This is a genomic window from Inediibacterium massiliense (assembly GCF_001282725.1).
In the GTDB taxonomy this organism is placed as follows: Bacteria; Bacillota; Clostridia; order Peptostreptococcales; family Thermotaleaceae; genus Anaerophilus; species Anaerophilus massiliensis.
On record NZ_LN876585.1, the window covers coordinates 87,065 to 111,427 of the forward strand.

Genomic DNA, 24,363 nt, shown 5'->3' on the forward strand with positions numbered 1-24,363 from the left:
AAATAGCATTACAAACTCGCTATGTTCAAACAGTGTAATGCTAACCATTTTCTCACTTTTTCTATATTTTCACAAATTCTCAATAAATGTTCCTTATTTCTATGACTTTGCTAAAATATAGTTTGTTTTTAGTCTGAAAGCATCCAAAAGGATGATTTTGTGTTTTATGAGAAGAATTAATAAAAATATGGAATAAAATGTAGTGTTTGACAAAAAAAGTGCTATTTCATCAAAGGTTTATGGTATAAAAATGTAGAATACAGTAATGGGGTAAAGAGATAAAAAAGAATGGAATAGGGAGATGAATAGCCATATGATTAGTAAAAAAATAGTATCTATTATTTTTTGTGCTTTTTTTGCTTTTATTTTATTATTGGATTTTACATATGCAAATCAAGTACCTCCAAAAAATGTATTACTATTACATTCTGATTATAGGGGCTATGAGTGGACAGATCAGGTTGAGAATGGAATAAAATCTTTTTTTATTAAAAATAAGAGTAATATAGAATTGTCTATAGAATATATGGATATTAAAAGACATCCTTGTAAGATGTTTGTGCATAGATTATCAGAATTTTATAAAAGTAAATACAAACATATGAAGTTTGATGCTATTATTGCTACAGATATAGAAGCCTTTCATTTTTTACAAGATTATAAAGATGAGTTATTTATCAATACACCTATAGTATGTTGCGGTGGATATGATGAAAAAATTTTAAAAGATAATGGATGTGTAGGAGTTATTGAAAAAATCAATATAAAAAAAAGTATAGATACAGTTTTAAAAATTCATCCCAATACTAAAAATATAGTTTTTATTACAGATCAGACAGATCGTGGGAAAGATTATAAAGAAAAAATTATAAATACAATGACACAATGCCAAAATATGAATATTCAAATTTGGGATGATACAGAAATTTCTAGAGTGGTACAAAATGTAAAAGGATTACCCAAAGAGAGTATTATATTTTTTATGTATCCTATTTTAAGAAATGAAGTGGGAAATGTTATGCCTATAGATGCAATATATAGAATGGTAGAAAATTCTAATATTCCCATTTACAGTTTTTGGGATGTTTTTTTAAATCATGGTATTATGGGAGGACTTTTAATAGAAGGAGTAGATGAAGGGGTAGATACAGCAAAATTAGTGGATGAAATTATAAATGGGAAAGACACAAACGATATTCAGAACATTAAAATAACGGAAAATCAATGGACCTTTGATTATAATGAAATGCAGAAATTTAACATAGATTCTAATGATGTACCAAAAGGAAGTCAGGTAGCTAATGAACCTACTTATTCTATAGATAAGGATCTTTTTCATTATATATTGATGTATATATTCATGATCCTTATATTTTTTATAGGAATTTTGGTCATCAATATTCAAAAGAGAAAAAAAATAGAAAAACAGCTAAAAGATCATATTAATTTTATGGATATGTTGATAGACACCATTCCCAATCCTATATTTTATAGAAACAAAGAAGGAGTTTATCTGGGATGTAACAAAAGTTTTGAACAATTAATGGGATTGACAAAAGAAGAAATTATAGGATATAGAACTTATGATTTATTTTATAAAGATATAGCAAATATTTATTGTCATATGGATGAAGAATTGATTCATAAGGGTGGGGTACAGATTTATGAATCAAAAATTCACAATAAGGAGAAAGATTATAAGTATGTAATTTTTCATAAAGCAGTGTACACCAATTTAGAAGGGGAAGGAGAGGGGTTAATTGGTGTAATCTCAGATATTACAGAGAGAAAAAATATGGAGTTAGAGCTTAAAGAAAGTGAAGAAAGGTATAGCCAATTGGTAGAGCTTTTACCAGATGGTTTGGCAATTTGTGATGATAGCAAAATTGAGTTTGTCAATACAGCTTCCGTAAAATTATTTGGGGCAAACAGCAAAGATGAACTCATAGGAAAAAATATTCATGATTTTATTTATAAAGATTATTATGATACTGTTCAAAATAGAATTCAAAAAGTAGTTTTACATAAAAATAATGTTCCATTATTAGAACAAAAGGCTGTTCGCTTAAATGGAGAAGTTATAGATGTAGAAGGAAAACTTATTCCATTTTGCATCAATAGAAAAACAAAGTATGTAAGTATTATAAGAGACATTACAGAAAGAAAAAATGCAGAAGCCTTAAAAAGAAGAATTCAAGAAGCGGAAGAACAAGACAAAATCAAAACAGAATTTTTTGCAAATTTATCTCATGAATTAAGAACGCCTCTAAATTTAATTTTTAGCAGTATTCAACTTTTAGAATTAGATTTTAAAAATAAAGATATATGGACTAATGAGAAAATAGTCAATAAAAGAATGAAGGTATTAAAACAAAATGGATATAGACTTTTAAGATTGGTCAACAATTTAATAGATATTACAAAAATTGATTCAGGATATTTTGAATTAGATATACAAAATTATAATATTGTCAGTATTGTAGAAGAAATTACTTTATCTGTAGTAGAATATATGAAAGAAAAAAAAATACATCTACAATTTGATACAGACATAGAAGAAAAAATCATTGCTTGCGATCCAGACAATTTAGAAAGAATTTTATTAAATTTATTTTCTAACGCTGTAAAGTTTACAAATCCTGGTGGACATGTTTATGTAAATGTGTGGGATCAAAAAGATGGAATTTTAATTGAAGTGAAAGATACAGGGGTTGGTATTCCAAAAGATCAACTAGAACTTATTTTTGAAAGATTTAAGCAAGTAGATAAATCATTAAGAAGAAATCATGAAGGAAGCGGAATAGGATTGTCTTTAGTAGAATCTTTGGTGAAAATGCAGGGAGGTAGTATTTGGGTAAATAGTGAGGTAGGAAAGGGAACTACATTTATGATTAAGTTTTTAGATCATAGGGTAGATGTGAAAAAAGATGAAAGTTTAAGAAATAATACTGCACAACCTTATACAGAAAGAATACATATAGAATTTTCAGATATATATGTAAGTTGATGGATAACATAATATATTAAAAAATTGAAACATAATTTGGACTAGTGAATTACTTAGGATGGTGCTATAATATACATGAATAGCAAAATATTCTAATAATGCTTAAAGGAGGTAAAGTATGAAAAAATTAAAAATCATTACATGTACACTGATTATGGCATTAATCTTAAGTAGCACTAGTGCATTTGCTTGTACCGCAGTTTATGTAGGAAAAGATGTAAGTGCAGATGGAAGTACAATCTTAGCAAGAAGTGAGGACCAAGGTACAGGTGCTTACAATAAGATGTTTAAAGTAGTAAATAGAGTGGAAAATGTACCTGGTCGTACAATTGACGATGCAAACGGATTTTCTTACAAATTACCAGCAACTACTTACAAGTATACGATTGTTCCCGATTCTTCAAACTGTGGAGATGGACCATATTTTGGTGCTTGTACAAATGAATATGGATTAAGCATTAGTGCAACAGTATCTGCTTCTCCAAAGGAAAACGTTTTGACAGTAGACCCATATGTGGAAGGAAGCTTACGTGAAGCTGTTATTCCTGGAATCGTAGCTGCAACAACTAAGACTGCAAAAGAAGGAGTAAAGCTTTTAGCACAAATGGTTGAAACTTATGGTTCAGAAGAAGGAAATATAGTAATGCTTGCAGATCAAAAAGAGGCTTGGGTATTTGAAGTATACAGTGGACATTTATGGGCTGCTCAAAAAATGCCAACAGATAAAGTTGCAGTTTTTGGAAATCAATTCATGATTGAAACAGTAGATCCAAGTGATATAGAGAATGTAATGTTCCATAAGGATTTATTTACAACTGCTGATAAAAATGGATGGACAAAAAAAGTCGATGGTAAGGTGCATCTTGCTGCAACTTTTGGTGAACCAAGAGAAGATTATTCTAATATGCGTACATGGATGGGACATCGTTTATTGGCACCATCTAGTGTAGGAGAATATAAAACAGATGAATATTATCCATTTTTCTACAATCCAGATAAAAAAGTTTCTGCTCTAGAAGTGATGGATGTATTACGCAATCGTTATGAAGGTACAAAATATGATGCTTCTCTTAAAGAAAACAAAGACCTTCGTGTCATTGGTGTAGAACGTCAATCTCAAATACACGTTATTCAAGTAAAAGACAATTATCCAGCTGAAATTTCTGCACTACAATGGCTTGCTCTTGGTAATGCAGAACACTCTGTATTCCTTCCAAGCTTTAGTGGAATCCAAGATACTTATGCTGCTTACAAAGTAGATGGTGAAACACCAAACTATGATGGTTTATACTGGAAATTCAAAAGAGTTTGTGCTTTGGCAGAACAAAATAGAAGTTTTTATGGACAAGGTGTAAAAAATTATTGGAAAACATATGAAGAAAAATTATATGCAGATATGGCAAAGGCAGAAAAAGAGATGATTGAGCTTTATGCAAAAGATCCAAAAGCTGCTAAGAGTTATGTGACAAAATTACATATGGATATTGCAAAGAAAGCTTGTGAAGATGCAGATATGGTTTATGATCAATTATTGTATTTCATAATGGATCGTAATGGCCGTACAGCTAAAAAATTAGGAGGTCCATTTGCAGTACAAAAAACATTAGAAGATGTTGCAGCTGCAAAATAAAAAGTGACATATGGAACAAACAAGAGGGACGATGAAAATCGTCCCTTTAGTTTGTAGCAAAGTCATAAAAAACGTAACCAATTTTCAAATTTGGAAAATATAAAGAAACGATCGAAAATGGCATTACAAACTCGCTATGCTCAAACAGTGTAATGCTAACTATTTTCTCACTTATTCTATATTTTCACAAATTCTCAATAAATGTTCCTCATTTCTAAGCAACGGAAATCTTGAATGAAATGAAAAGATTTCGTTGGCGCCATGAGCTTGCGAATTTTATGACCTTGCTAAAATATAGTTTGTCAATATATTAAAATTGATCATTGGTTATACGAAAATATGGACGTAATGGATGAAGTTGACAAGGTTACAATACATGTTATAATAAAAACGACGGTAAAAAAATATATATAAATGTAATAATTTAGGGAAAAGGGTGAGATGCCCTTGCTATAGTCGTAGCTGTAATCGGCGATGAAAAGTAAAAAATGCCACTGTCGAAAGATGGGAAGGTTTACTTTGAATATGACCCGAAAGCCAGAAGACCTGTTATTACATATTTTCAGATCCTCCGACTTAGAGGAAAAGAAGGTATATAGAAAATTAAAATGTTGTTTTGATCATTAAGTATTCATTGTGAAAAATGCAACATGTTCATTTCTAAAAAATCCTCTTCTGAGTTGGAAGAGGATTTTTATTATTTAAAGGAGGTTTTAGTATGAAAAAATTGAGAAGTATTATTTTTGTACTTATTGCAGCATTGATATTTACTTCATCTGTAGACTTTTCAGATGCCCTAAAGGGGAAAAAAAAGTCAGATGCAGTTGTAATAAATGGAGTAACTTATACAGGATATAAAGGACCTGTACAAGGAGAGATCAAATACAAAGAAGGAAGACCAGCTAATCAAAATTCTCAAAATCTTAAAGCGTCTGGGGATATAGGTAGTCCATACCATGTAGATTTAGTAGTTACGAGAGATTTTGGACATAAAAAAATGTATTCTAAAAATGTAGGACTTGTAAAAGATGAAGTAGGTATGGAGGTACTTTTTAGAAATTTAGACATTCAAACAGCTTATGGTGGAGGTTTTGTAAATGCCATTAATGGAGTAGAGTCTAAGTTTACTTTCTTTACAGGAAAAAATAGACAAAAGATAGATTGGTTTTATTGGGTCAATGGAATTTTAGCTCCCATAGGAGTAGCCGAATATAGACCTCAACCGGGAGATGTAATTTGGTGGGATTATCATGATTGGGGTACTACTATGTTTGCTCCTGCAGTGGTTGGTTCTTATCCACAGCCTTTTAAAAGTGGGTTTGGAGGTAAAAATCCAGGAACTGTAATTATGTATACAAAGGGATACGAAAAGGATGCACAAAATTTAAAAAATAGTTTACTCAAACAAGGAGTCAAAAAAATTGATTTAGCAGCGTATAATCCTAACAAATTAAATAAGCCTAAAAAATATTATATATTGATTGGAAAATGGAATGATTTATCTAAAAATAGTAAGGTAGTAAAAGATATCAATACAAAAAATAAATTATTAGGAACTTATGTAAAATTTGAAAAAGGAAAATTAAAGGGATTAAATTTTAAAGGAAAAGCAATCACTTCTTATGATCATGCAGGAGCCATTTATGCTTATGCAGCAGGAATAGGAAGCACATGTCCTATATGGATGGTTACAGGAACAGATGATCAAAGTGTTAAAAATGCAGTAAATGTAATGATTAATAAACCTCAAAGTCTAGATAAGCATTTTAGTGCTATTATTTCTAATAAGGGAGTAGAAAATATACCTTATATCAACTAAAGGAAGTGAAAGTGTGAAAAAAAGTATTTGTGTTTTTTTGATGTGGATGTTGATATTTTCCTTTTCATCTAAAGCTGAGGGAAATATAGATATAAAAATAGATGCAGGCTTCGATGGAAAAGGGAAAATAGGTACCATGATGCCTGTGAAAATACAAGTGGAAAGTAAAACAAATGTAGATGGAAATTTAAAAATACAAACAGAGAATAGGGTGTATCATCACCCTATTCAGTTGTCTCCAAATAGTAAAAAAGAATTTTTCTTTTCTATTCCTATATGGAATGGAAAGGAAAAGATTCAAGCAAGTATAGAAGAAAATGGACAAATACTAGAAGAAAAATCAAAAAATATTAAAGTGTTGCCTACAGAAACTGCGTTTATAGGTATTTTGAGTGATGATTTTTCAAACCATTATCTAAAAGAATATAAAGATGATGTACTTCTTCAAAATACCCAAATTGTTTCTTTACATAAAAAATTAAATGATAAAGATATTTTAAATTCTATTTCATTGATTGTAATTGACAATTACAATACAAAAAATCTTACAAATCAACAACAGAATCTTTTGAAAAATTGGATTTCAAGTGGAAATACTTTATTCATTGAAACAGGAGAGCGTTCTTATAAGACTTTAACAGGAATTTTTTCAAATTTAAAAGAACCTACTAAAGTGGGAAAAGGTTTTGTAGTTCCAATAAAGAATATAAAAGATGCTCAATCCTTTGAAAAGACTTTATATTCTCATATAAACGATACTTTTATAGAAAAAATAGTAAAAAAAGATTCTATGGAAGAAAGAATACAAAACAGTATGAATCTTTATACAGTTGTGGATGAAATGAAAAAACCAAATGAAAAAACAGCACTTTTCTTACTTATAGGACTTTTCATGTATCTTATCATTTTAGCTATATTTATATATATAGAAAATAAAAAATGGATTTTTACCATCACTATTTTTGGATTTTCCATTCTTTTTTATGTTTTATCTTGGTGGGGAGGTTTTCAAAAGGATGAGTGGATGAAAGCGTCTATTTGTGTTCATGATCCTATAGTAAGAACTTATGATTTATTATATGGATCACCTGCTCAAAAAGATCCTATTCAATTGAAACATGATGCATTCTTTATAGAGGGAATAGACGGACAAAATTATAAAATAGATCCTATAGAAAAGAATGTAAATTTCCCTAAAAAGAAAGAAGTAGAATGCATTTTATATGAAGAAAAAAATGAGGGGAAACAAATAGGCAATATTTCTATTGAATTTATAGGTAAAGATAAAATAAGTGCAAACATTGAAAATCCTATTCCAGAGACTTTAGAAAATACTTTCTTTGTAATAGGAGATAGTATCATACCCATAGGAAATTTAGAAGGAAAAGAAAATAAAAAAATAGATATTACTTTAAAGCATGAGTTAAAAAATTTAGGAGATTATAATTATCTTGAAAAAATTTATGAAAAAGCAAAATTAAAAGAGGATCAAAAAGAAATGTTTTCTTATTATTTTTATAATATAGAAGATCCTTGTAGTGGAAAGTTAATTGGATTTAGCAATGAAAAAGAAGAAATATCCATTAATAAAAAAAATAAAAAAATAAAAAATAAAATTTGTAATGTTTTTCCTGTAAATGTGAATTTTAAAAACAAAGTACATATACCATCAGGAATGATCAAACCTATCTTTACGAGTGAAATGATGGAAAGGAAAGAATATTTATTAGAAAATACACCATTAGAAATTTATTATTCCATTCCTTCAGAAGTTTTAGTAGAAAAAATAAAACTTACTACAAAACAAGAAGGTGGAGAGATGAAGCTTATGGTTTATAACTTCTCTATCCATCAATGGGAGCTATTAACAAATACAAGTTTCAACAAAGAAAATCTTCAAAATTATATCCGTAAAGGATTTTTAAAGATAAAAGCAGAGGGTGATGCAAGAATGATTATTCCTCAAATTTTATTAGAAGGAAAGATAAGGTAGGTGAAAAAATGGAACTTTTGAATATAAATAGATATAAAAAAGGAATGATTCTTTTTTATGTATTGATGATGAGTATTATGTGGATCATATATTTATTTATGAATATTATAGGAAATACATATGAAATACAAATTTATGAAAGAGCATATCTATATTTGATGATTTTTTCTTTTTTATTGTATACAGGGATTCTTTTAGTATGGGAGTATGAAAAAGATTTTATTAAAAATTGTGTAGAAATAAGTATTTTTACATTTTCTATTATACCTATTTTGTTAACTATTTTTATGAGTGGTAAAATTACGATTCAAAATATATTTCTTCCTTTATTTATGGAGATCTTTTGGGGAATTGGATTGATTAGTACAAAAAAGAGAATATCACAAATGAAAATACCAATTGTATGGAAAAATTTTATTATGATGATATTTATTTTTATGCTTATTATTGTGAGCAGTATATTATTGTATTGTTACTATGAATATGCAAGTTTGGTTTTAACTACTGTTTATGATAAAGATATACCTATTTATTTCTTTTTAAATCCAATACTTAGCTTTGTAGGTACTTTGTATATGCAAGTTGGAGGAGGAAACCAAATGGGAGCTACACCAATATATATATTTTATATATTCTGGGCTTTATGGACTTTTGTTATGAATATATCAAAGCCTCGGGAGTGTAGACAATGAATTTAATAGAGAATACTTTAAAAAAACTAAGAATAAAAATATGGATCGACCGAATTATAAAATCATTGATTTTTAGCTTAGGGGTATTTAGTATTTCTTTTTTTATTTTTATGATTGTCATTCATTTTTATCCTATTGTATATAGTTTTCAAAAAGCTATGGCCGTTATGAGTATTTTTATTTTTGGAGGGCTGTTGTTTGGAATACTAAAAAAGCCAAGTTTATATGAAGCAGCTTCTATAGGAGATCAATTAGGTTTTCAAGAAAGATTTTTAACCTATGTAGAATACAAAGAAAGAAAAGATTGTATCATAAAAATATTTATAGAAGAAGTAAAAGAAGCTTTGGAGGATTTTCCTATTTTAGAAAAATATAAAATAAAAATACCTGCAAAAGTAATTTTAGCAAGCATTCTTATGATTAGTTTATCTATAGGAATTTATTTTATACCTTCTTCTTCTATGGAAATAGCATCAGAAAAAGAAAATATTCATAAAGAATTAAAAGAAGAAGCAAAAAAAGTTGAAGAATTAAAGGAGAAAATAAAAAAAAAGAATCCTTCAAAGAATATGATCACGTCCCTAGAAGAGCTACAAACTGAACTTGAGAATTCTTATGATTATGAAAGTGGAGCAGCTCATATTTCTTCCATTCAAGAGCAAATAGAAAATGAAAATGATGATCAATTTATATCAGAAATATTGGATGGAATTTCTTCAAAACAAAAGCTTCAAAGTCAGTGGATCAAAAATCATGAAGAAGCTTTAGAAAATATAAAAAATACTCATTTTTCTAAAGATGAAAAAGAGAAAATAAAAGAAAATATAAAAAATATGATGAAAACAAAAAATGAAGATCAAAAGGAAAAATTAAAAAAAATCAATACAGCTTTAGAAAAAAATAATACAGGAAAAGAAATTGCAAAAGCATTAGAAAATGGTAAGAAATCACAAGAAGTCAAAGAATCTTTAGATGTAAAGCTTGATGCTATGAAGGAAAGATTATTGGCAAAAGGAGAAAAAGGATTTAAAGGAAATGGTGGAGAAGAAAAATTATCAGATTTTGCAAAGGGAGAAAGCAAAGAAGAACAAAATGGAGAATTAAGCCAAAATTCATCAGATGCTTTAGCTCTAGGAAATATGGGAAATCAGTCTATGAAAAGCTCTAGTGGTGTTGGAGGAGATAAAATAGATGGAAGTGAAGGAGAAGCTTTAGAAGGAAAAGTAAATAGACAAGATCAGTCTACAAGAATTGGTGAGAACAAAGGAGATTCTTCTTATTTAAAAGGACAGTGGAATGATGGGGGAGCCATCAAAGATGGAAAAAAAGAAGAAGTATCCTCTCAAAGGGGAGAAGAAGTTTCTTTAGAGGGATATGAAAGAGATTTTAAAAATACTCAAATGGATTATGTAGAAAAATTGACAATTCCTATCAAACATAAACAATTGGTGCTTGAATATTTTAAGAAGCTAAATGGAGGAGAAGAAGATGGAAGAAAATAATATGAAAAATTTTGCAAATGATTTTGAAAACATTGTAGTAGAAGTGAAAAAACAAATTGTAGGACAAGATGAGATCATTCAAAATGTTTTAATAGGAATCATTGCAGGAGGAAATATTTTGATGGAGGGTGCTCCAGGTCTTGGAAAAACAGTTTTAGTAAAAACTTTTTCAAAGGTTTTAGACCTTCCATTTTCAAGGATTCAATTTACTCCAGATTTAATGCCAACAGATATTTTGGGAGCAGAAATCGTAAGAAAGGATAAGGATCAGTTATCCTTTCAATTTGAAAAAGGTCCTATTTTTACAAGCCTTCTTTTAGCAGATGAAATCAATAGAGCTACCCCTAAAACTCAAAGTGCACTCTTAGAAGCTATGCAAGAGAGAACTGTAACAGTAGGAAAAAACTCATATATCCTAGAAGAACCCTTCTTTGTACTGGCTACTCAAAATCCATTAGAAATGGAAGGAACTTATCCTCTTCCTGAAGCACAATTAGACCGATTTTTATTTAAATTAAATGTATCATTGCCTCAAAAGGATGCTTTATTTCATATGATCGATATTAGCACAGGAGAAAAATCTTTAGAAATAAAAAAAATAGCAACAAAAGAAGATCTTTTAGAAATGAAAAATACAGCGAAAAAAGTTCCTATTGCAGCCAATATAAAGAATAAAGCGATTGATCTTTTAATGAGTACCCATCCAGACCAAACCAATATAGATATCGTAAAAGAATATGTACAGTGCGGAACAAGTCCTAGAGGAATCATATCTATGATTTCAGCAGCAAAAGTAAAAGCATTATCAGAAGGAAGATATCATGTTTCATTAGAAGATCTATATCATGTAGCATTACCTTGTCTAAGACATAGAATGTTTTTAAATTTTAAAGCAATGGCAGATAAGGTAAGTACAGATGAGATCCTTATAGAAATTATAAAGAAGGTGAAGTAATTTGGATCAGCTTTTAAAATCCCTAGAACATTTTAAAATTATTCCAAGAAAAAAAATAATAAAGGGAGGAAAAGGAAATTATAGAGGAGCTGGTCTTGGAAATTCATTAGATTTTTATGGACACAAAGAGTACAACTATGGAGAGGATCTAAAAAAAATAGACTGGAAGGCTTATGGAAGAACCCAAAAGCTCTATACAAAATCCTTTGAAGAAGAAAGACAGATGGATGTAAATATTATTTTGGATGATAGTTTATCTATGGACTTTGGAGAGCCTAATAAGTGGGAGATGGCAAAGCATATTGCTTTAGGATTAGGTTATATTACACTCAAACAAAATGATTATTTAAATTTTTATACTATAAACTCTACATTAAAAGAAATTATGAAAAAAAGAAAAGGGAAAGAGCATTTTTATGAGTTGACACAAAAGATAAAAAATATTCACCCTAAAGGGGATACCCATTTTGAAAATATACTCAATATGAATACTTTTTCATCTGGAATTACTTTTTTTATTTCAGATTTTTTTACAAAAGAGTTAGAGAAAATTATAGATTTCTTAATCATACAAAACCAAGAAGTTATTTTATTTCATGTTTTGTCTAAAGAAGAAATCAATCCATTATATGGACAAGAGTTAAAGCTTATAGATGTTGAAACAAAGGAAAGTAGAAAAATAGAAATGAACCATCAAATGAAAGAAATATATAAAGAAAAAATGAAAAATTTTATAGGAAATATAGAAAAAAGCTGTACAAGTAGAAATGGAAGATATGTATTGTCTCAAACCAATGGCAATATCATCCATATCTTTCAAAAAGGGTTAGGGGGAATTTAAATGAGATTTTTAAATCCCTTAGGACTTTTATCAGGACTTTCATTAGGAGCTATTCTATTTCTTTATTTTAAGAAAAAACAAGTCATAGAACAAAAGGTTTCTAGTTTATTTCTTTGGGAGGAAGTCATCAAAGAAGTAGAAGGAGTAAAATCGAAAAAAATAGATCATTGGATTTTACTACTCATTCAGCTTTTTATTGCTTTACTCATTGTATTTTGTATTGCAAAGCCTATAGGGTATGAATCCTTTAAAGGAAAAGAAATAACTATAGGATTAGATTGTTCTTATAGTATGAAGGCTATGGAAAAAGGAAAAAGTCATTTTGAAGAAGGGAAAAATAAAATTTTTAAAATCCTTCAAAATACAGATAAAAATACAAAGGTAAATTTAATTTTATTAAAGGAAGAAAATAGTATACCTATTGAAAGAGGAAGCAAGGAAGACATTAAAAACTATATCAAAAATATTCATTGTACAGATGAATCTCTGGATCTTACGCATGCTTATGAAAGTATGAAAAATTTTTCTGGAAAGAAAATGATTGTGACCAATAAAGAAATTCCAATAAAAGCTTCCATAGTAAAGGTAGGAGAGAAATTAAAAAATATAGGAATTCATCATATAGACTATGATTTTTACACAAAAAAAGCTTTAGTTACTATTGAAAATAATAATAAAGAAGATGAAGAAATACTTGTATCTATGATGAATGAAAAAAATCAAAAGGATATGAAAAAAGTTAAAATCAATGGATTAGAAAAAGAAAATATTTCTTTTCATGTTCCAATAGATTCAAAAAAAGTTAAAATTCAAATAGAAAATGAAGATATGTTAAAGGAAGACAATACATCTATTTTGTTATTAGGAGAAGAAAATCAAAAAAGAGTATTTTTAGGAATTGAAAATGAATTTTTAGAAAAAGCACTACAAAGTATTCCTTACATAAAACTTGTGAAAAAAGAAGATCATCCTGAGCTTTATATTGTAGACCAAATAGATCCTTCTTTAAAAAATCAAAAGGTATGGGTTATGAATCAAGGGGAAATTTTAAAAGATCCTGTAAACATTTCAAAGAAAGATTCTATTTTTGTAAAAGATATGACTCTTAAAAATAGCTATACAAAAAATAGTATTTCTTCGAAAAAGGGATATCTTCCAATATTAATGGCAGAAAAAAGACCTTTGATGACGTATGGAAAAGAAGATGAAAAAAGAGTAGAAAGTATAGATTTTAAGTATAGCAATATCGTATATACTCCTGATTTTCCAATTCTTATTCAAAACACAATAGATTGGTTTTTAGACGGAGAATATTTAAATTTCTATCAACCTCCTAAGCCTATGGTAAAAGGAGAATTGAAAGATACAATAAAAACAGAAAATAATAAAATAGAAAATATAGAAATTCATTTTACAAAATACATAGTATTTTTCATACTTTTACTTATGGTTTTAGAATGGGAGGTGTACCGACGTGCATCTTAATACAATAAATATATACTACATCCTTTTTAGCATAGGAATTTTAGGATATTTTATATATCAAAGCTTTGTATATAAAAATTTATTTCCTAAAAAAAAGTATATAGGATGGATTCTTTTTAGAATGATTGCAATTTTATCATTGATTTTAGTTTTATTTGGAAGTGAAATGGTACTCACTAGTAAAGATACAACTACTTTATTTTTAGTAGATCGATCTTTGAGTTGTGAAAATCATAAGGAAGAAATAGAAAAAGTTATAAATAATAATATAAAAGATAAGAAAAATAAAGATGAAATAGGTGTCATTACTTTTGGGAAAGAGCCTATGATAGAAATTCCGCTTACCAAACAAATAAAAGAAGTAAATCTTCAAACAAAAGTAGAAGCACAAGGAACAAATATACAAAAGGCTATAGATTATTCCTTATCTTATTTTCCAAAGAATAGAAATAAAAGACTCATTCTATTTACAGATGGAGAAGAAAATATGGGAAGTATAGAGGAGATCGAAGAAAAAATAAGTCATAATCATGTAAATATGAGTATATATCCTTTGAAAAACGAGAGGGGTAAGGATGTAGAGTTAAAGGAAATCAACCTTCCTACAAATATTCATATAGGAGAAAATGCTCCTGTAACGGTTCATATTAGAAGTAATATAGGTACACAAGGAGAATTTTATCTTTTTGAAAATAATGAAAAAATCATACAAGAAAATGTAAAAGTAGAAAAAGGAGAAAATGAATTTACATTCAATATTCCGATCAAAGAGAAAAGCACTTTAAAAGGAGAAATTAATTTTTTAGAAGATGAAAATGGAAAAAATAATATTTGTACCACTTATATAGATACAAAAGAAAAAAGCCGCATATTACTTATTGGAGAAAATGAAGATGTAGGAAACATAAGAAATCTATTGAGTCATTTGCCTGTAGTATATGAAGAGTGTACTATAGAGCGGGCTTCTTCGGATCTCAACTTTTTATCTTCCTTTGATTCTATTTGTATGGTCAATATACCTTACGAAAAAATAAATAAAGAATTTGAAAAAAATATCAATACTTGTGTAAAAGAACAAGGAACAGGTCTTTTATTTATAGGAGGAGAAAATACTTTCTCACTAGGAGGATACAAAAATACTTTATTTGAAAAAGTATTACCTGTAAATTGCAAAATGAAGGAAAATAAAAAGAAACCTAATACAGGACTTGTTTTATTAATAGATGTATCTGGAAGTATGGAAGATACTGCAAATGGTGTCAAAAAAATTGAGATGGCAAAGGAAGCTGCTATAAGATCTATAGATATACTAGATCAAAATGATGAAATAGGTATTTTAGCTTTTTCAGACAAATTAGAATGGATTGTTCCAATGAAGTCTGTAAAAGATAAAGAAAATATAAAAAAAGAAGTAGGAAGACTAAAGTCAGGTGGAGGTACACTTATTCAGCCTGGAATTTATAAAGGAATAGAAAAGTTAAAAGATACAGATACAAAAATAAAGCATATGATTTTATTAACAGATGGACAAGGTGAAAAGGAAGGCTATGAAGCAATAGTAGAAAAGTTAAAAGAACAAAAAATTACTTTATCTACTGTAGCCCTAGGACAAGATTCAGAAAAAGATGTATTAAAAAAATTAGGATATGGGACAAAGGGAAGAAATTATATAGCATTAGATTATTATACGATTCCTGAAATATTTGCAAAAGAAACTTATTTGGCATCTAAAAAATATCTTAATCAAAGAACTTTTACTCCAAAGTGGGTAAATTCATCTTTCTTAGAAAAGACAAGTATCCCTTCTTTAAAAGGCTATATAGGGACAGGTATAAAGAGTGGAGCTACACTCCTATTAAAAAGTGATGAGGAAGACCCTATTTTAGCTTCATGGAAATATGGACTAGGAAATGTAGTAGTATGGACTTCAGATTTAAATGGAAAATGGAGTCATGATTTTATCCTATGGGATCAATTTGAGAAAATGTGGTCTAAAATTATCAACTATACACTAGGAGAACAAAATAGCTCTATGAAAATAGAAACAAATATAGAAAATGGGGATGTAGAAATATTTGTAGAAACAGGAAAAAAAGGAGATCATCAAAAAATAGAAGGGGTATTACAAGGGCCTAATGAGAAAGAAAATATATTCTTTGATGGAATGGGGGCAGGCAAATTTTATAAAAAGATATCCCTTTCAGAGGTAGGAGAATATGCATTAACGATTAAACAAAGAGAAAATGGTAAAGTCATAGAACAAAATACAAGAAGAATAAAAATAGATTATTCTCCAGAGGATCGTATGGTACAAAATAAATTAGATGTTTTAAAACTTTCTACAGATGAAGAATATGTCAATGAAGATACCCATTTATTTTCACTTCCTATAAAAAATAAAAACAAAGGGTATTTAGCATTAGATTTTATATTGCTTCCTGTTGCCATTTTGGCATTTATAGGAGATATATGGATTCGAAAAAGATAAGGAGGGTTTTTATGAAAAAGTGTAGAGGATTATTGTTTTTATTAAGTTTTTTAATGATTTTTAATGTATTTATGTTTGATGCAGATGCAGCAAGTAAAGTGAGTAGAGATGATGTATACAATGCTGCTCAAAAGACTATTAAGTACTATCATGATACATACAAAGATAGAAAATATGAAGGAATATTAGATTGGCCTGCATTAGGATTATTTGGATTTGGAGAAGATGTAGCAGGACCTAAGTGGACAGTAGATGGTAAAAATGGACCTTACTTTAGAGAACAAGAAGTAAAAGCAGCAAAGTTAGAGCCAGGATATTGTGAAAATGGATTAAGATCAGGAGTGAATACAGATTTTCAAAGAACGATTATTGCTGTATGTGCTTCTGGAAAAGAACCAAGAAATTTTGGAGGAAAAAATTTAGTAGAAATTGAAAAAAATACTATGCTTCCAAATGGACATTTTGCAGATAGTGTAATGGATAATGAAACAGGAAAGCCTGTAGGAGAAGATTTAGTCAATGCTCATATCTTTGGAATTATTGCAATGCATTGTGCAGGAGAGCCTATTCCCAATAGAGACAAATGTCTTTCTTGGTTAGAAGGACAACAAAATTTAGATGGGGGATTTACCTTTGATGTAAAAAAATTTGATGATCCAGAGGATTATAAATTGGTGGAATCAGATGTAGATATGACTGCAGGAGCACTTATGGCATTTGCTATATTAGGAGAAGATGAAAAAAATCCTCATGTAAAAAAAGCATTAGATTTTTTACATAATAAACAATTAGATAATGGAGGATTTGAGTCTTGGGGAACAGTAAATCCAGAAAGTTGTGCATGGGCAATTCAAGCCATAACTTTATTAGGACAAGATCCTATGGGACCCGAGTGGACGAAAAAATCTGGAGGAAATCCTGTAAGTGCTCTTTTAACATTTCAAATCAAAGATGGAAGCTTTGTACATGTACTAGAGGAAGAAGATTTACCAGTTTATAGTAATGGCATGTCTACAGAACAAGCTTTATATGGTTTGGCTGATGCATATAATAAAAAAGCCGCTTATGACTTGCTTCATGAAAAATATAGATCTACTGCTGAAAAAAATTTATTTTCTGATTTAAAGGATTCAGATTTTGCTTTTAAAGAAATTATGGATTTAGTTTATAATTATGTATTATCAGGATATGAAGATGGAACATTTAAACCTAAAAAGAATGTTACAAGAGCAGAAGCTGCTACTTTATTAATCAATACTTTAAATTTAAAGAAAGAAAAAGAAAATTATACAGGATCTATTAAATTTATAGATGTAGATGAAAATCATTGGGCAAGCAAAGCTATTGGACTTTGTGATCAAAAAGGATACATCAAAGGAACAGGAGAAAATACTTTTGCTTCAACTGAAAGTATTACAGGAGAACAACTTGCAGTTATCTTGGTAAAAGCCAAAGGTTTAGAAGGAGAAGTAAAAAATATAGATGCAAATGGACAAAGCTGGTCTTATCCTTATGTAAAAATAGCAAAGGATCAAGGATTACTATATGAAGGGTTTAAAGAAAATGAACCTGTAAATAGAGCACAAATATCATGGAGTTTATCAAAAATAAAGAATAAATAGATTGACAAAAATAATAAATGCTATACTATTAAAATATAAGGGAATATTATAAAAAAATGTAAAATATTAGGTTGAATTGAAGATTAATAGGGAATTAGGTGAAAATCCTAAACGGTCCGGCCACTGTAAGTGAGGAGCTATATTTCATATACCACTGGGAAACTGGGAAGGGAAAGAAAAGCTATGATTCACAAGTCAGGAGACCTGCCTAATATTTTGTAGAGATCCTTCCGAAGAAAGGAGAAATACACACATGTATAGAATATTGAAAAATATTATCTATGGTGTAAATCTCTATCTGATAATGAAGATAGAGATTTTTAAATTAAGACCCGCTTGATCCTCCTATTTTAAAATATATAAATAGGAGGGAGTTAAGATGAGTCAAAATGATATGATGATGAGTATAAATGCTAAGGAAAAAAAGTTAATTGAATTAATCAGAAAAATTGGATATGGAGAAGTAAAGGTAATTATACAAGATGGATATCCTATAAGAATTGAAGAAGTAAAGAGATCTATAAAACTATAATAGAATTATTCTATATTTTAGTACAGGTTTTTACAGCTTTATACATTATATATTTAGGTTCTTCTATAGGACATGAAAAGGAATGATTCACAAGTCAAAATAACTGTCTGAATATTCAGTGATACTTACAAGAAAAGGCGCTATACAAAATATAGAATAAATATGACATATTTTGTAGAAACCTACCCAAAGAAAGTGGGTTTTTGTAGTATCTAAGTAAAAGCTGACCAGAAAACTGGAGGCATCACTTAAAAATAGTGATGCCTTTTTTGTATATAAAATCTTTTTAAGATTTTATATAAATTTTATGAAAATTGGGGTGATGAAGTTGTGATATAGAAGATGAGATTTCTATAGAGATTAAATTTTAATAATGAAAGGAAGGGTATTATGTGTACAAAAAATTTTAAAAAGATAGTATGTTTTTTAGCTGTATTTACTATGGTATTTGCAGGTTATAGCTTTAATTTCAGTGGAGTGGCAAGTGCACAAGGTAATAAAAGTACAGTAGAAGCAACAATAGAAATCAATCCGCCAGAAATATATCCAGATGAAGAGGTAGAGTTGACAATAAAAGCACCAAAATATGCAAATTCAAGTGCATTTAATCTTTATCTATTAAATGAAGAGGGAGATATTATAAAACAAGGAAATAGACCAGTACAATTTGCAGGAGTAAAGTTTGACAAAGATGGAAATGGACTATTGTCAGTAGGAGCTCCATGGGATCCATTAACAAACAAATTAAACTTTGGTGAATCAGCTGGATACTATACATTGCAACCAGGGAAATACTATTTAGGTATAGGAGATAGATCAAAAATAGATGATGAAGGAGTAATTGCAAAAGCATTGCTTACAGTAAAATAAGCATACTAGAACTATTATTTACAGTAAAATTGAAAGGAAGGATATTATGAAGCAACAATTTAAAAAACTATTATCATACTTAATAGTTTTTGCTATGGTATTTACTACTGCAGGCTTTGAATGTATGAGCTTTATGCCGTCCTATGCACAAGAAGAAGATCAAGTAGTGCAAGATGATGAACAAAATGAAGAAGCTACAGAAACAATTGTAAATAATCAAGAAGAAATAAAAGATGAAGAAATAAAAGATGAAAGTGTAACAGATGAAGAAGTAAAGGTAGAAGAAAATAAAGAAGAACAAGAAGAAATAGAAATAATACAAGAAAAAACAGAAGTAGAAGAAATACTAGAATCAGAAGAAAAATTACTGCAATTAGAAGAAAAAGAACCAGTACAAGAAAATAAAAAAGAAGAAGCAATAAAAGTAAAAGAAGTTCAAAAAACAGAATCAATAACAGAGAAAAAAGAAGCAACAGTAAAATCATCAGAAAAAGCAACTATAGAAATCAATCCATCAGAAATATATCCAGGTGGAGAATTAATGTTAAAAATAAAAGCAGCAGAATGTGCAAATTCAAGTAGCTACAATTTATACTTAGTAGATGAAAATAATGAAATAGTAAAGGAACGTAATAGACCAGTACAATATGCAGGAATAAACTTTGATAGTGAAGGAAATGGAAGATTTACTTATAAAGGGGAAAGCAACAAAATAAAATTTGATGAAACATCCCAATTAAATCCAGGAGTACATTATTTAGGAATAGCAGATAGATATGATTGGGAAGTCATTGCAAGTGAAAAATTCACAGTAAAAGAAGAAGAACCAGAAGATAAAAGTACAGCAGAATTAGACAAAGCAGAAGTAGCACTAGGAGAAAGTGTGAGGGTAGATGTACATATAGCAAATTGGAAATCAGTAACTCCTCAACCTTGGCCACAATATGATTATCAAGTAAACTTGTATAAAGATGGAAAAATGATTAAGGGTTTAGGTGGAGGAAAATCAGAGGATACAGATGAAAAAGGAAACGGTAGCTGTACATTTAAAATACCTGAAGATATAGAAACTGGAGAATATACAATAAACATAAATATAGTGAGATGCGATACGCAAGAAATAGAAATACCAGTGATAGTAAGCGAAACAAAATCAGAAGAAGCTACTATATCGATAAATCAAAAAGTAGTAGCCTTAGATGGGAAACTAGAAGTAAATGTAAAAGCTCAAGAATATAAAAATTATAATGAAGGTGATGTATATATATATATATTATTTAGTGATGGTAGGACTCACCTAAATCTTACTAGAGTAGATTTTGATAGCGAAGGAAAAGGAACTTTTAGATATTTTGACAATGAAACAATTATAGATTTATCGAAAAAATCAAGTGTTGCAAAACGTTGTAATGTAGGAGAAGATTATTATATTGGGTTAGTAAAAGGGGTAGGTACTGACAGTGTGGTTCTTGCTAAAACACCAATTCAGTTTATTGCTGCAGGAGTGGATAAGATCCCACCAAAGTTAACTATAAAAGGGATAGACAATGAGACAGTAAAAACAGAAGAAATAACCTTTACAGTTTTAGCAGAAGATGATGTGGATGGAATCGTTGAGCCAAAAGTAACAGCAACAAGCAATCAAACAAAAATTGAATTAGTCAGTGAAAAAAATGGGATATATACATACAAAGCTACATTGATAGAAGGAAACAATATAATAACTATAGAAGCCGCAGATCAATCAGAAAATAAAGCATCCAAACAATATTTTGTTAACTATGCAAATCCAGAGAACGATAAAATAAAAATTATAGTAAATGGATTAAAAGATCATCAAGAAGTAACAGAAAAAGAAATAAGCTTTATGGTTTTTGCTAAAAATGGAAGAGATGAAAAGATAGAAGATAAGATTGTAAAAGTAAATGAAATAGAAATACAAGAAAAAAATAATCAATATACAGCTTCTTTAAAAGAAGGAGCAAATATTATTGAATTATATGCAAAAGACGATAAAGGAAATAAAGCTCATGAGACAATTCATATTACATATAAGAAAGTAGATCTACAAAATCCTGAAGATTTACCTAAAATAAGTGTAAAAGGAATAGAAGATTATCAAGTTGTTTATAATCAAGAAACTATATCTATAACAATTGATGCAAAAGATAAAGAAGGAAATCTTTTAGAACCAAAAGTCTTTGTAAAAAATGGAATGACACTTGGAGGTGGAATCCCTACTCCAACAGAAAATACAAATCCAATAGAAGAAATAGAAAAGCAAGAAGATGGGTCTTATATGATTACATTTCATAAAGATCCAGAAAATGAGGCTGGAATCAATGAAATAAAAGAAGTAATGGTAGAAGCAACAGATGAACAAGGTAGAAAAGGAAAAATAAGCAAAAAAGTTTTATACAATGGCTCTGGAACAGTAGTATTTACAGAAACAAGAGAAATCATCAAAAAAGATAATAATGATGAAAATAAGGATCAAGAAATAACTATATATATAGGTACGAAATTTGATAATTTAAAAGACGCAGAATATATACTAGGAATAGAAAAATTAGGTGGAGGATATTATTGGACTCCAGGCAAAGATGGTCAAAAGCCTGGTGAAGGCAGTAAGCAGATGACTAAGGAAGGAAAGCTTGTAAATGGAAAAGCAGTAGAGAAATTAACTATATTAAAAGAGATAGAGCCTGGAGAGTATTGGATAAACTTTTATTTTAAAGAGGATCAATCTAATGCAAATATAAATTTCAAAGTAAATCAAGAAACAGATACAATTCCACCAGTAATAAAAACTGCATTTAGAGACATAGGAGATCTTAAACCTGGTGATGAATGTGAAGTACATAGTAATTATATTATTATGAAAGCTACGGCTTACGATTTAACAGATGGAAATGTAGATGTAACTGTTATGTTAAATGGAGAAAAGGTTGAAAGAATAGAGCCAGTAGCATACTGCAGATACAGATTAGACCTTGTTGAAGGAACAAATAAAATAGTCATTACAACTAAAGACCAAGCAGGAAATAGCTCTACAGTAGAATATACAATTGTTAATACAAAAGATAATTTAAATAAAATCAAATTAAACAAATATAGAGTAGATGCAGGAAATAATTTAGAAGTTCTATTTGAAATGAAAGATTATGCAGAAAATGAAACAGACTTAATTTTATACAATTGTGATATGGATTATTATCACAAAGCACCTAGAGAATTTTATACGGACCAAGGTTTACCTGAAGTTTATGCATTCCAACCATATAAAGTAAAGGCTAAGTTGGATTCAGATGGAAAACTTCATATGGATTACAAGATTCTTGAGAATGTAAGAAGTGGATACTATATGATAGAATGTGGGTTTGGAGGATCTATATATAGAACACCAGTATTCTATGTAGCAGGTAACGAACCGGATATTATACCTCCAGAAATATATGTACGAGGTATAGAAGATGGTTTTGTATACAATGATCAAGAAGTTGAATTTTCTGTTATTGCAAATGATGCAAGAGAAGGAAAAGTAACTCCAGTAGTGAAAGTAAATGAGAAAGAAATACAAACAAAAGAAGAAGGAAACTATGTAGCAAATTTAATTGATGGAGACAATATCATAGAAATTACAGCAAAGGATTCAAAAGGAAATATATCTACAAAAACACTTATAATAGAATATGTAGAAGTAGATATAAATGATCAATATATTATTAAAGTAAGAGAAGCAATTAAAAAAACAGGCGCATATTTAAAAGATCATGGAACATATAGTTCTGACTGGAAGGTTGTAGGTATTGCCAATGCAGGAAAGGCTGTTCAAAAAGACTATTTAGAAGAAGTTGCTAAATGGGCAAAAGAAAATAATTGTACTTCTGATAAAGTAACAGATTACGAAAGAATGGCTCTAGGAGTTTCCGCAGCAGGTGGAGATGCAAGAAATGTAGGTGGATATAATTTAATTGATAAAATCTATAATTATGATGAACAAGGAGAAATTTATTTTCAAGGGTTAAATGGTGTGATTTATGCATTGATTGCCATGGATACAAACAGATATTTTGTTCCTAATACGGCTACTTATACAAGAGAAAAATTAGTGGACTATGTACTTAAAAAACAAAATAGCGATGGTGGATGGGATTTATACATGAGTGGAAATAGCGATGTAGATATTACATCTATGACACTTATTAGTTTAGCGCCTTATCACAATCGACAAGATGTAAAAGATGCAGTAGAGAAGGCTACAAATTGGTTATCAAAAGTACAAAGAATAGACAATGGAGGATTTGATTCTTGGGGTTCAGAAGATAATAGTGAAAGTGTTTCACAAACTATTATAGGACTTTGTGCAAATGGAATTGATCCAACAAATGAAAAATTTACAAAGAAAGGCAATACTTTAATAGATGCATTATTAAGCTTTGCTCAAGAAGATGGAACATTCCTTCATATTCAACCAGGTGCTGGAGAAGTTGGAAACACAGGAATGGCAACGGAACAAGCATATCAAGCCTTACTTGCTTATGATAAATTTGTAAAAATGGGAAAAAATTCAAAGGAAGGAAAAGCATCCATATATTATTTTGGAGAAAAGCTTGCAGATGCAAAAGGATTAATTATGGGATTAGATCAAAATGATCAAAAAATAAGCAAGATTTATGTTGAAAATTTAGGAGACAAAGAACAAGATGTATTATTGATTATAGGAACCTATGATGAAGAAAATAGAATGGTGAGAAGTGAAAAAGTAAGAGACAAAATACAAGTAAAAGAAAATAAAGTAATCTATAAAGAGTACTCTGTACCAGAGGGAAAAAACTATACAGTGAAAGTATTTTTATGGGATAGCTTAGAAGGACAAAATCCATTAAAAGCACATCCAATAACATTAAAGGTAAGTTGATTCATT

At 29.1% G+C, this 24,363-nt stretch carries 14 protein-coding genes and 2 riboswitches; all 14 genes read left to right on the plus strand.

Going from position 1 to position 24,363, the window contains the following annotated elements; translation table 11 throughout:
• The first annotated feature begins 313 nt into the window (after positions 1-313).
• The 14 genes from BN2409_RS03345 (at position 314) to BN2409_RS03410 (ending at position 24,357) form a co-directional block, all read left to right on the plus strand.
• Positions 314-3,007: an MASE3 domain-containing sensor histidine kinase gene (locus BN2409_RS03345; RefSeq protein ID WP_053955255.1), complete on the plus strand. Its 2,694-nt coding sequence runs from the start codon at positions 314-316 to the stop codon at positions 3,005-3,007.
• Between the two features lie 118 nt (positions 3,008-3,125).
• On the plus strand, positions 3,126-4,637 hold the full coding sequence (locus BN2409_RS03350) for a C69 family dipeptidase (protein ID WP_053955256.1): 1,512 nt from the start codon (positions 3,126-3,128) through the stop codon (positions 4,635-4,637).
• 403 nt (positions 4,638-5,040) lie between these two features.
• Positions 5,041-5,205: riboswitch (cobalamin riboswitch) on the plus strand.
• Positions 5,206-5,355: 150 nt separating this feature from the next.
• Positions 5,356-6,456, plus strand: coding sequence for a DUF4430 domain-containing protein (locus BN2409_RS03355; protein WP_053955257.1), 1,101 nt, complete (start codon positions 5,356-5,358; stop codon positions 6,454-6,456).
• 13 nt (positions 6,457-6,469) lie between these two features.
• Positions 6,470-8,449 carry a hypothetical protein gene (locus BN2409_RS03360; protein ID WP_053955258.1) on the plus strand — a complete coding sequence of 660 codons (1,980 nt, stop codon included), beginning with the start codon at positions 6,470-6,472 and terminating at the stop codon, positions 8,447-8,449.
• A gap of 8 nt (positions 8,450-8,457) precedes the next feature.
• On the plus strand, positions 8,458-9,141 hold the full coding sequence (locus tag BN2409_RS03365) for a hypothetical protein (RefSeq protein ID WP_053955259.1): 684 nt from the start codon (positions 8,458-8,460) through the stop codon (positions 9,139-9,141).
• Positions 9,138-10,643, plus strand: coding sequence for a hypothetical protein (locus BN2409_RS03370; protein ID WP_053955260.1), 1,506 nt, complete (start codon positions 9,138-9,140; stop codon positions 10,641-10,643). Before BN2409_RS03365 ends, BN2409_RS03370 begins: the two co-directional genes overlap by 4 nt.
• Positions 10,630-11,598, plus strand: coding sequence for an AAA family ATPase (locus tag BN2409_RS03375; protein WP_053955261.1), 969 nt, complete (start codon positions 10,630-10,632; stop codon positions 11,596-11,598). The genes BN2409_RS03370 and BN2409_RS03375 overlap by 14 nt, the downstream gene beginning before the upstream one ends.
• A gap of 1 nt (position 11,599) precedes the next feature.
• The gene (locus BN2409_RS03380) at positions 11,600-12,439 is read left to right on the plus strand and encodes a DUF58 domain-containing protein (protein ID WP_053955262.1); all 840 of its coding nucleotides are present in this window, start codon (positions 11,600-11,602) and stop codon (positions 12,437-12,439) included.
• Positions 12,440-13,924: a BatA domain-containing protein gene (locus tag BN2409_RS03385; RefSeq protein ID WP_053955263.1), complete on the plus strand. Its 1,485-nt coding sequence runs from the start codon at positions 12,440-12,442 to the stop codon at positions 13,922-13,924.
• Entirely contained in the window at positions 13,914-16,412 is a 2,499-nt protein-coding gene (locus BN2409_RS03390) for a VWA domain-containing protein (protein ID WP_053955264.1), read from the plus strand. Before BN2409_RS03385 ends, BN2409_RS03390 begins: the two co-directional genes overlap by 11 nt.
• A gap of 11 nt (positions 16,413-16,423) precedes the next feature.
• Positions 16,424-18,034, plus strand: a complete 1,611-nt coding sequence (locus BN2409_RS03395; RefSeq protein WP_053955265.1) for an S-layer homology domain-containing protein — start codon at positions 16,424-16,426, stop codon at positions 18,032-18,034.
• A gap of 51 nt (positions 18,035-18,085) precedes the next feature.
• A riboswitch (cobalamin riboswitch) is annotated at positions 18,086-18,260 on the plus strand.
• 153 nt (positions 18,261-18,413) lie between these two features.
• Positions 18,414-18,566, plus strand: coding sequence for a DUF2292 domain-containing protein (locus tag BN2409_RS03400; protein WP_199872913.1), 153 nt, complete (start codon positions 18,414-18,416; stop codon positions 18,564-18,566).
• A gap of 390 nt (positions 18,567-18,956) precedes the next feature.
• Positions 18,957-19,436 (plus strand): hypothetical protein, encoded by a 480-nt coding sequence (locus BN2409_RS03405; protein WP_053955266.1) that lies wholly within the window; start codon positions 18,957-18,959, stop codon positions 19,434-19,436.
• A 46-nt stretch (positions 19,437-19,482) separates the two neighbouring features.
• Positions 19,483-24,357: a prenyltransferase/squalene oxidase repeat-containing protein gene (locus tag BN2409_RS03410; RefSeq protein ID WP_053955267.1), complete on the plus strand. Its 4,875-nt coding sequence runs from the start codon at positions 19,483-19,485 to the stop codon at positions 24,355-24,357.
• Positions 24,358-24,363: the final 6 nt, after the last annotated feature.

Coding starts and splice junctions, on each gene's coding strand:
- BN2409_RS03345 (WP_053955255.1), top strand. CDS start 314: ATGATTAGTAAAAAAATAGTATCTATTATTTTTTGTGCTTTTTTTGCT.
- BN2409_RS03350 (WP_053955256.1), top strand. CDS start 3,126: ATGAAAAAATTAAAAATCATTACATGTACACTGATTATGGCATTAATC.
- BN2409_RS03355 (WP_053955257.1), top strand. CDS start 5,356: ATGAAAAAATTGAGAAGTATTATTTTTGTACTTATTGCAGCATTGATA.
- BN2409_RS03365 (WP_053955259.1), top strand. CDS start 8,458: ATGGAACTTTTGAATATAAATAGATATAAAAAAGGAATGATTCTTTTT.
- BN2409_RS03370 (WP_053955260.1), top strand. CDS start 9,138: ATGAATTTAATAGAGAATACTTTAAAAAAACTAAGAATAAAAATATGG.
- BN2409_RS03375 (WP_053955261.1), top strand. CDS start 10,630: ATGGAAGAAAATAATATGAAAAATTTTGCAAATGATTTTGAAAACATT.
- BN2409_RS03385 (WP_053955263.1), top strand. CDS start 12,440: ATGAGATTTTTAAATCCCTTAGGACTTTTATCAGGACTTTCATTAGGA.
- BN2409_RS03395 (WP_053955265.1), top strand. CDS start 16,424: ATGAAAAAGTGTAGAGGATTATTGTTTTTATTAAGTTTTTTAATGATT.
- BN2409_RS03400 (WP_199872913.1), top strand. CDS start 18,414: ATGAGTCAAAATGATATGATGATGAGTATAAATGCTAAGGAAAAAAAG.
- BN2409_RS03405 (WP_053955266.1), top strand. CDS start 18,957: ATGTGTACAAAAAATTTTAAAAAGATAGTATGTTTTTTAGCTGTATTT.
- BN2409_RS03410 (WP_053955267.1), top strand. CDS start 19,483: ATGAAGCAACAATTTAAAAAACTATTATCATACTTAATAGTTTTTGCT.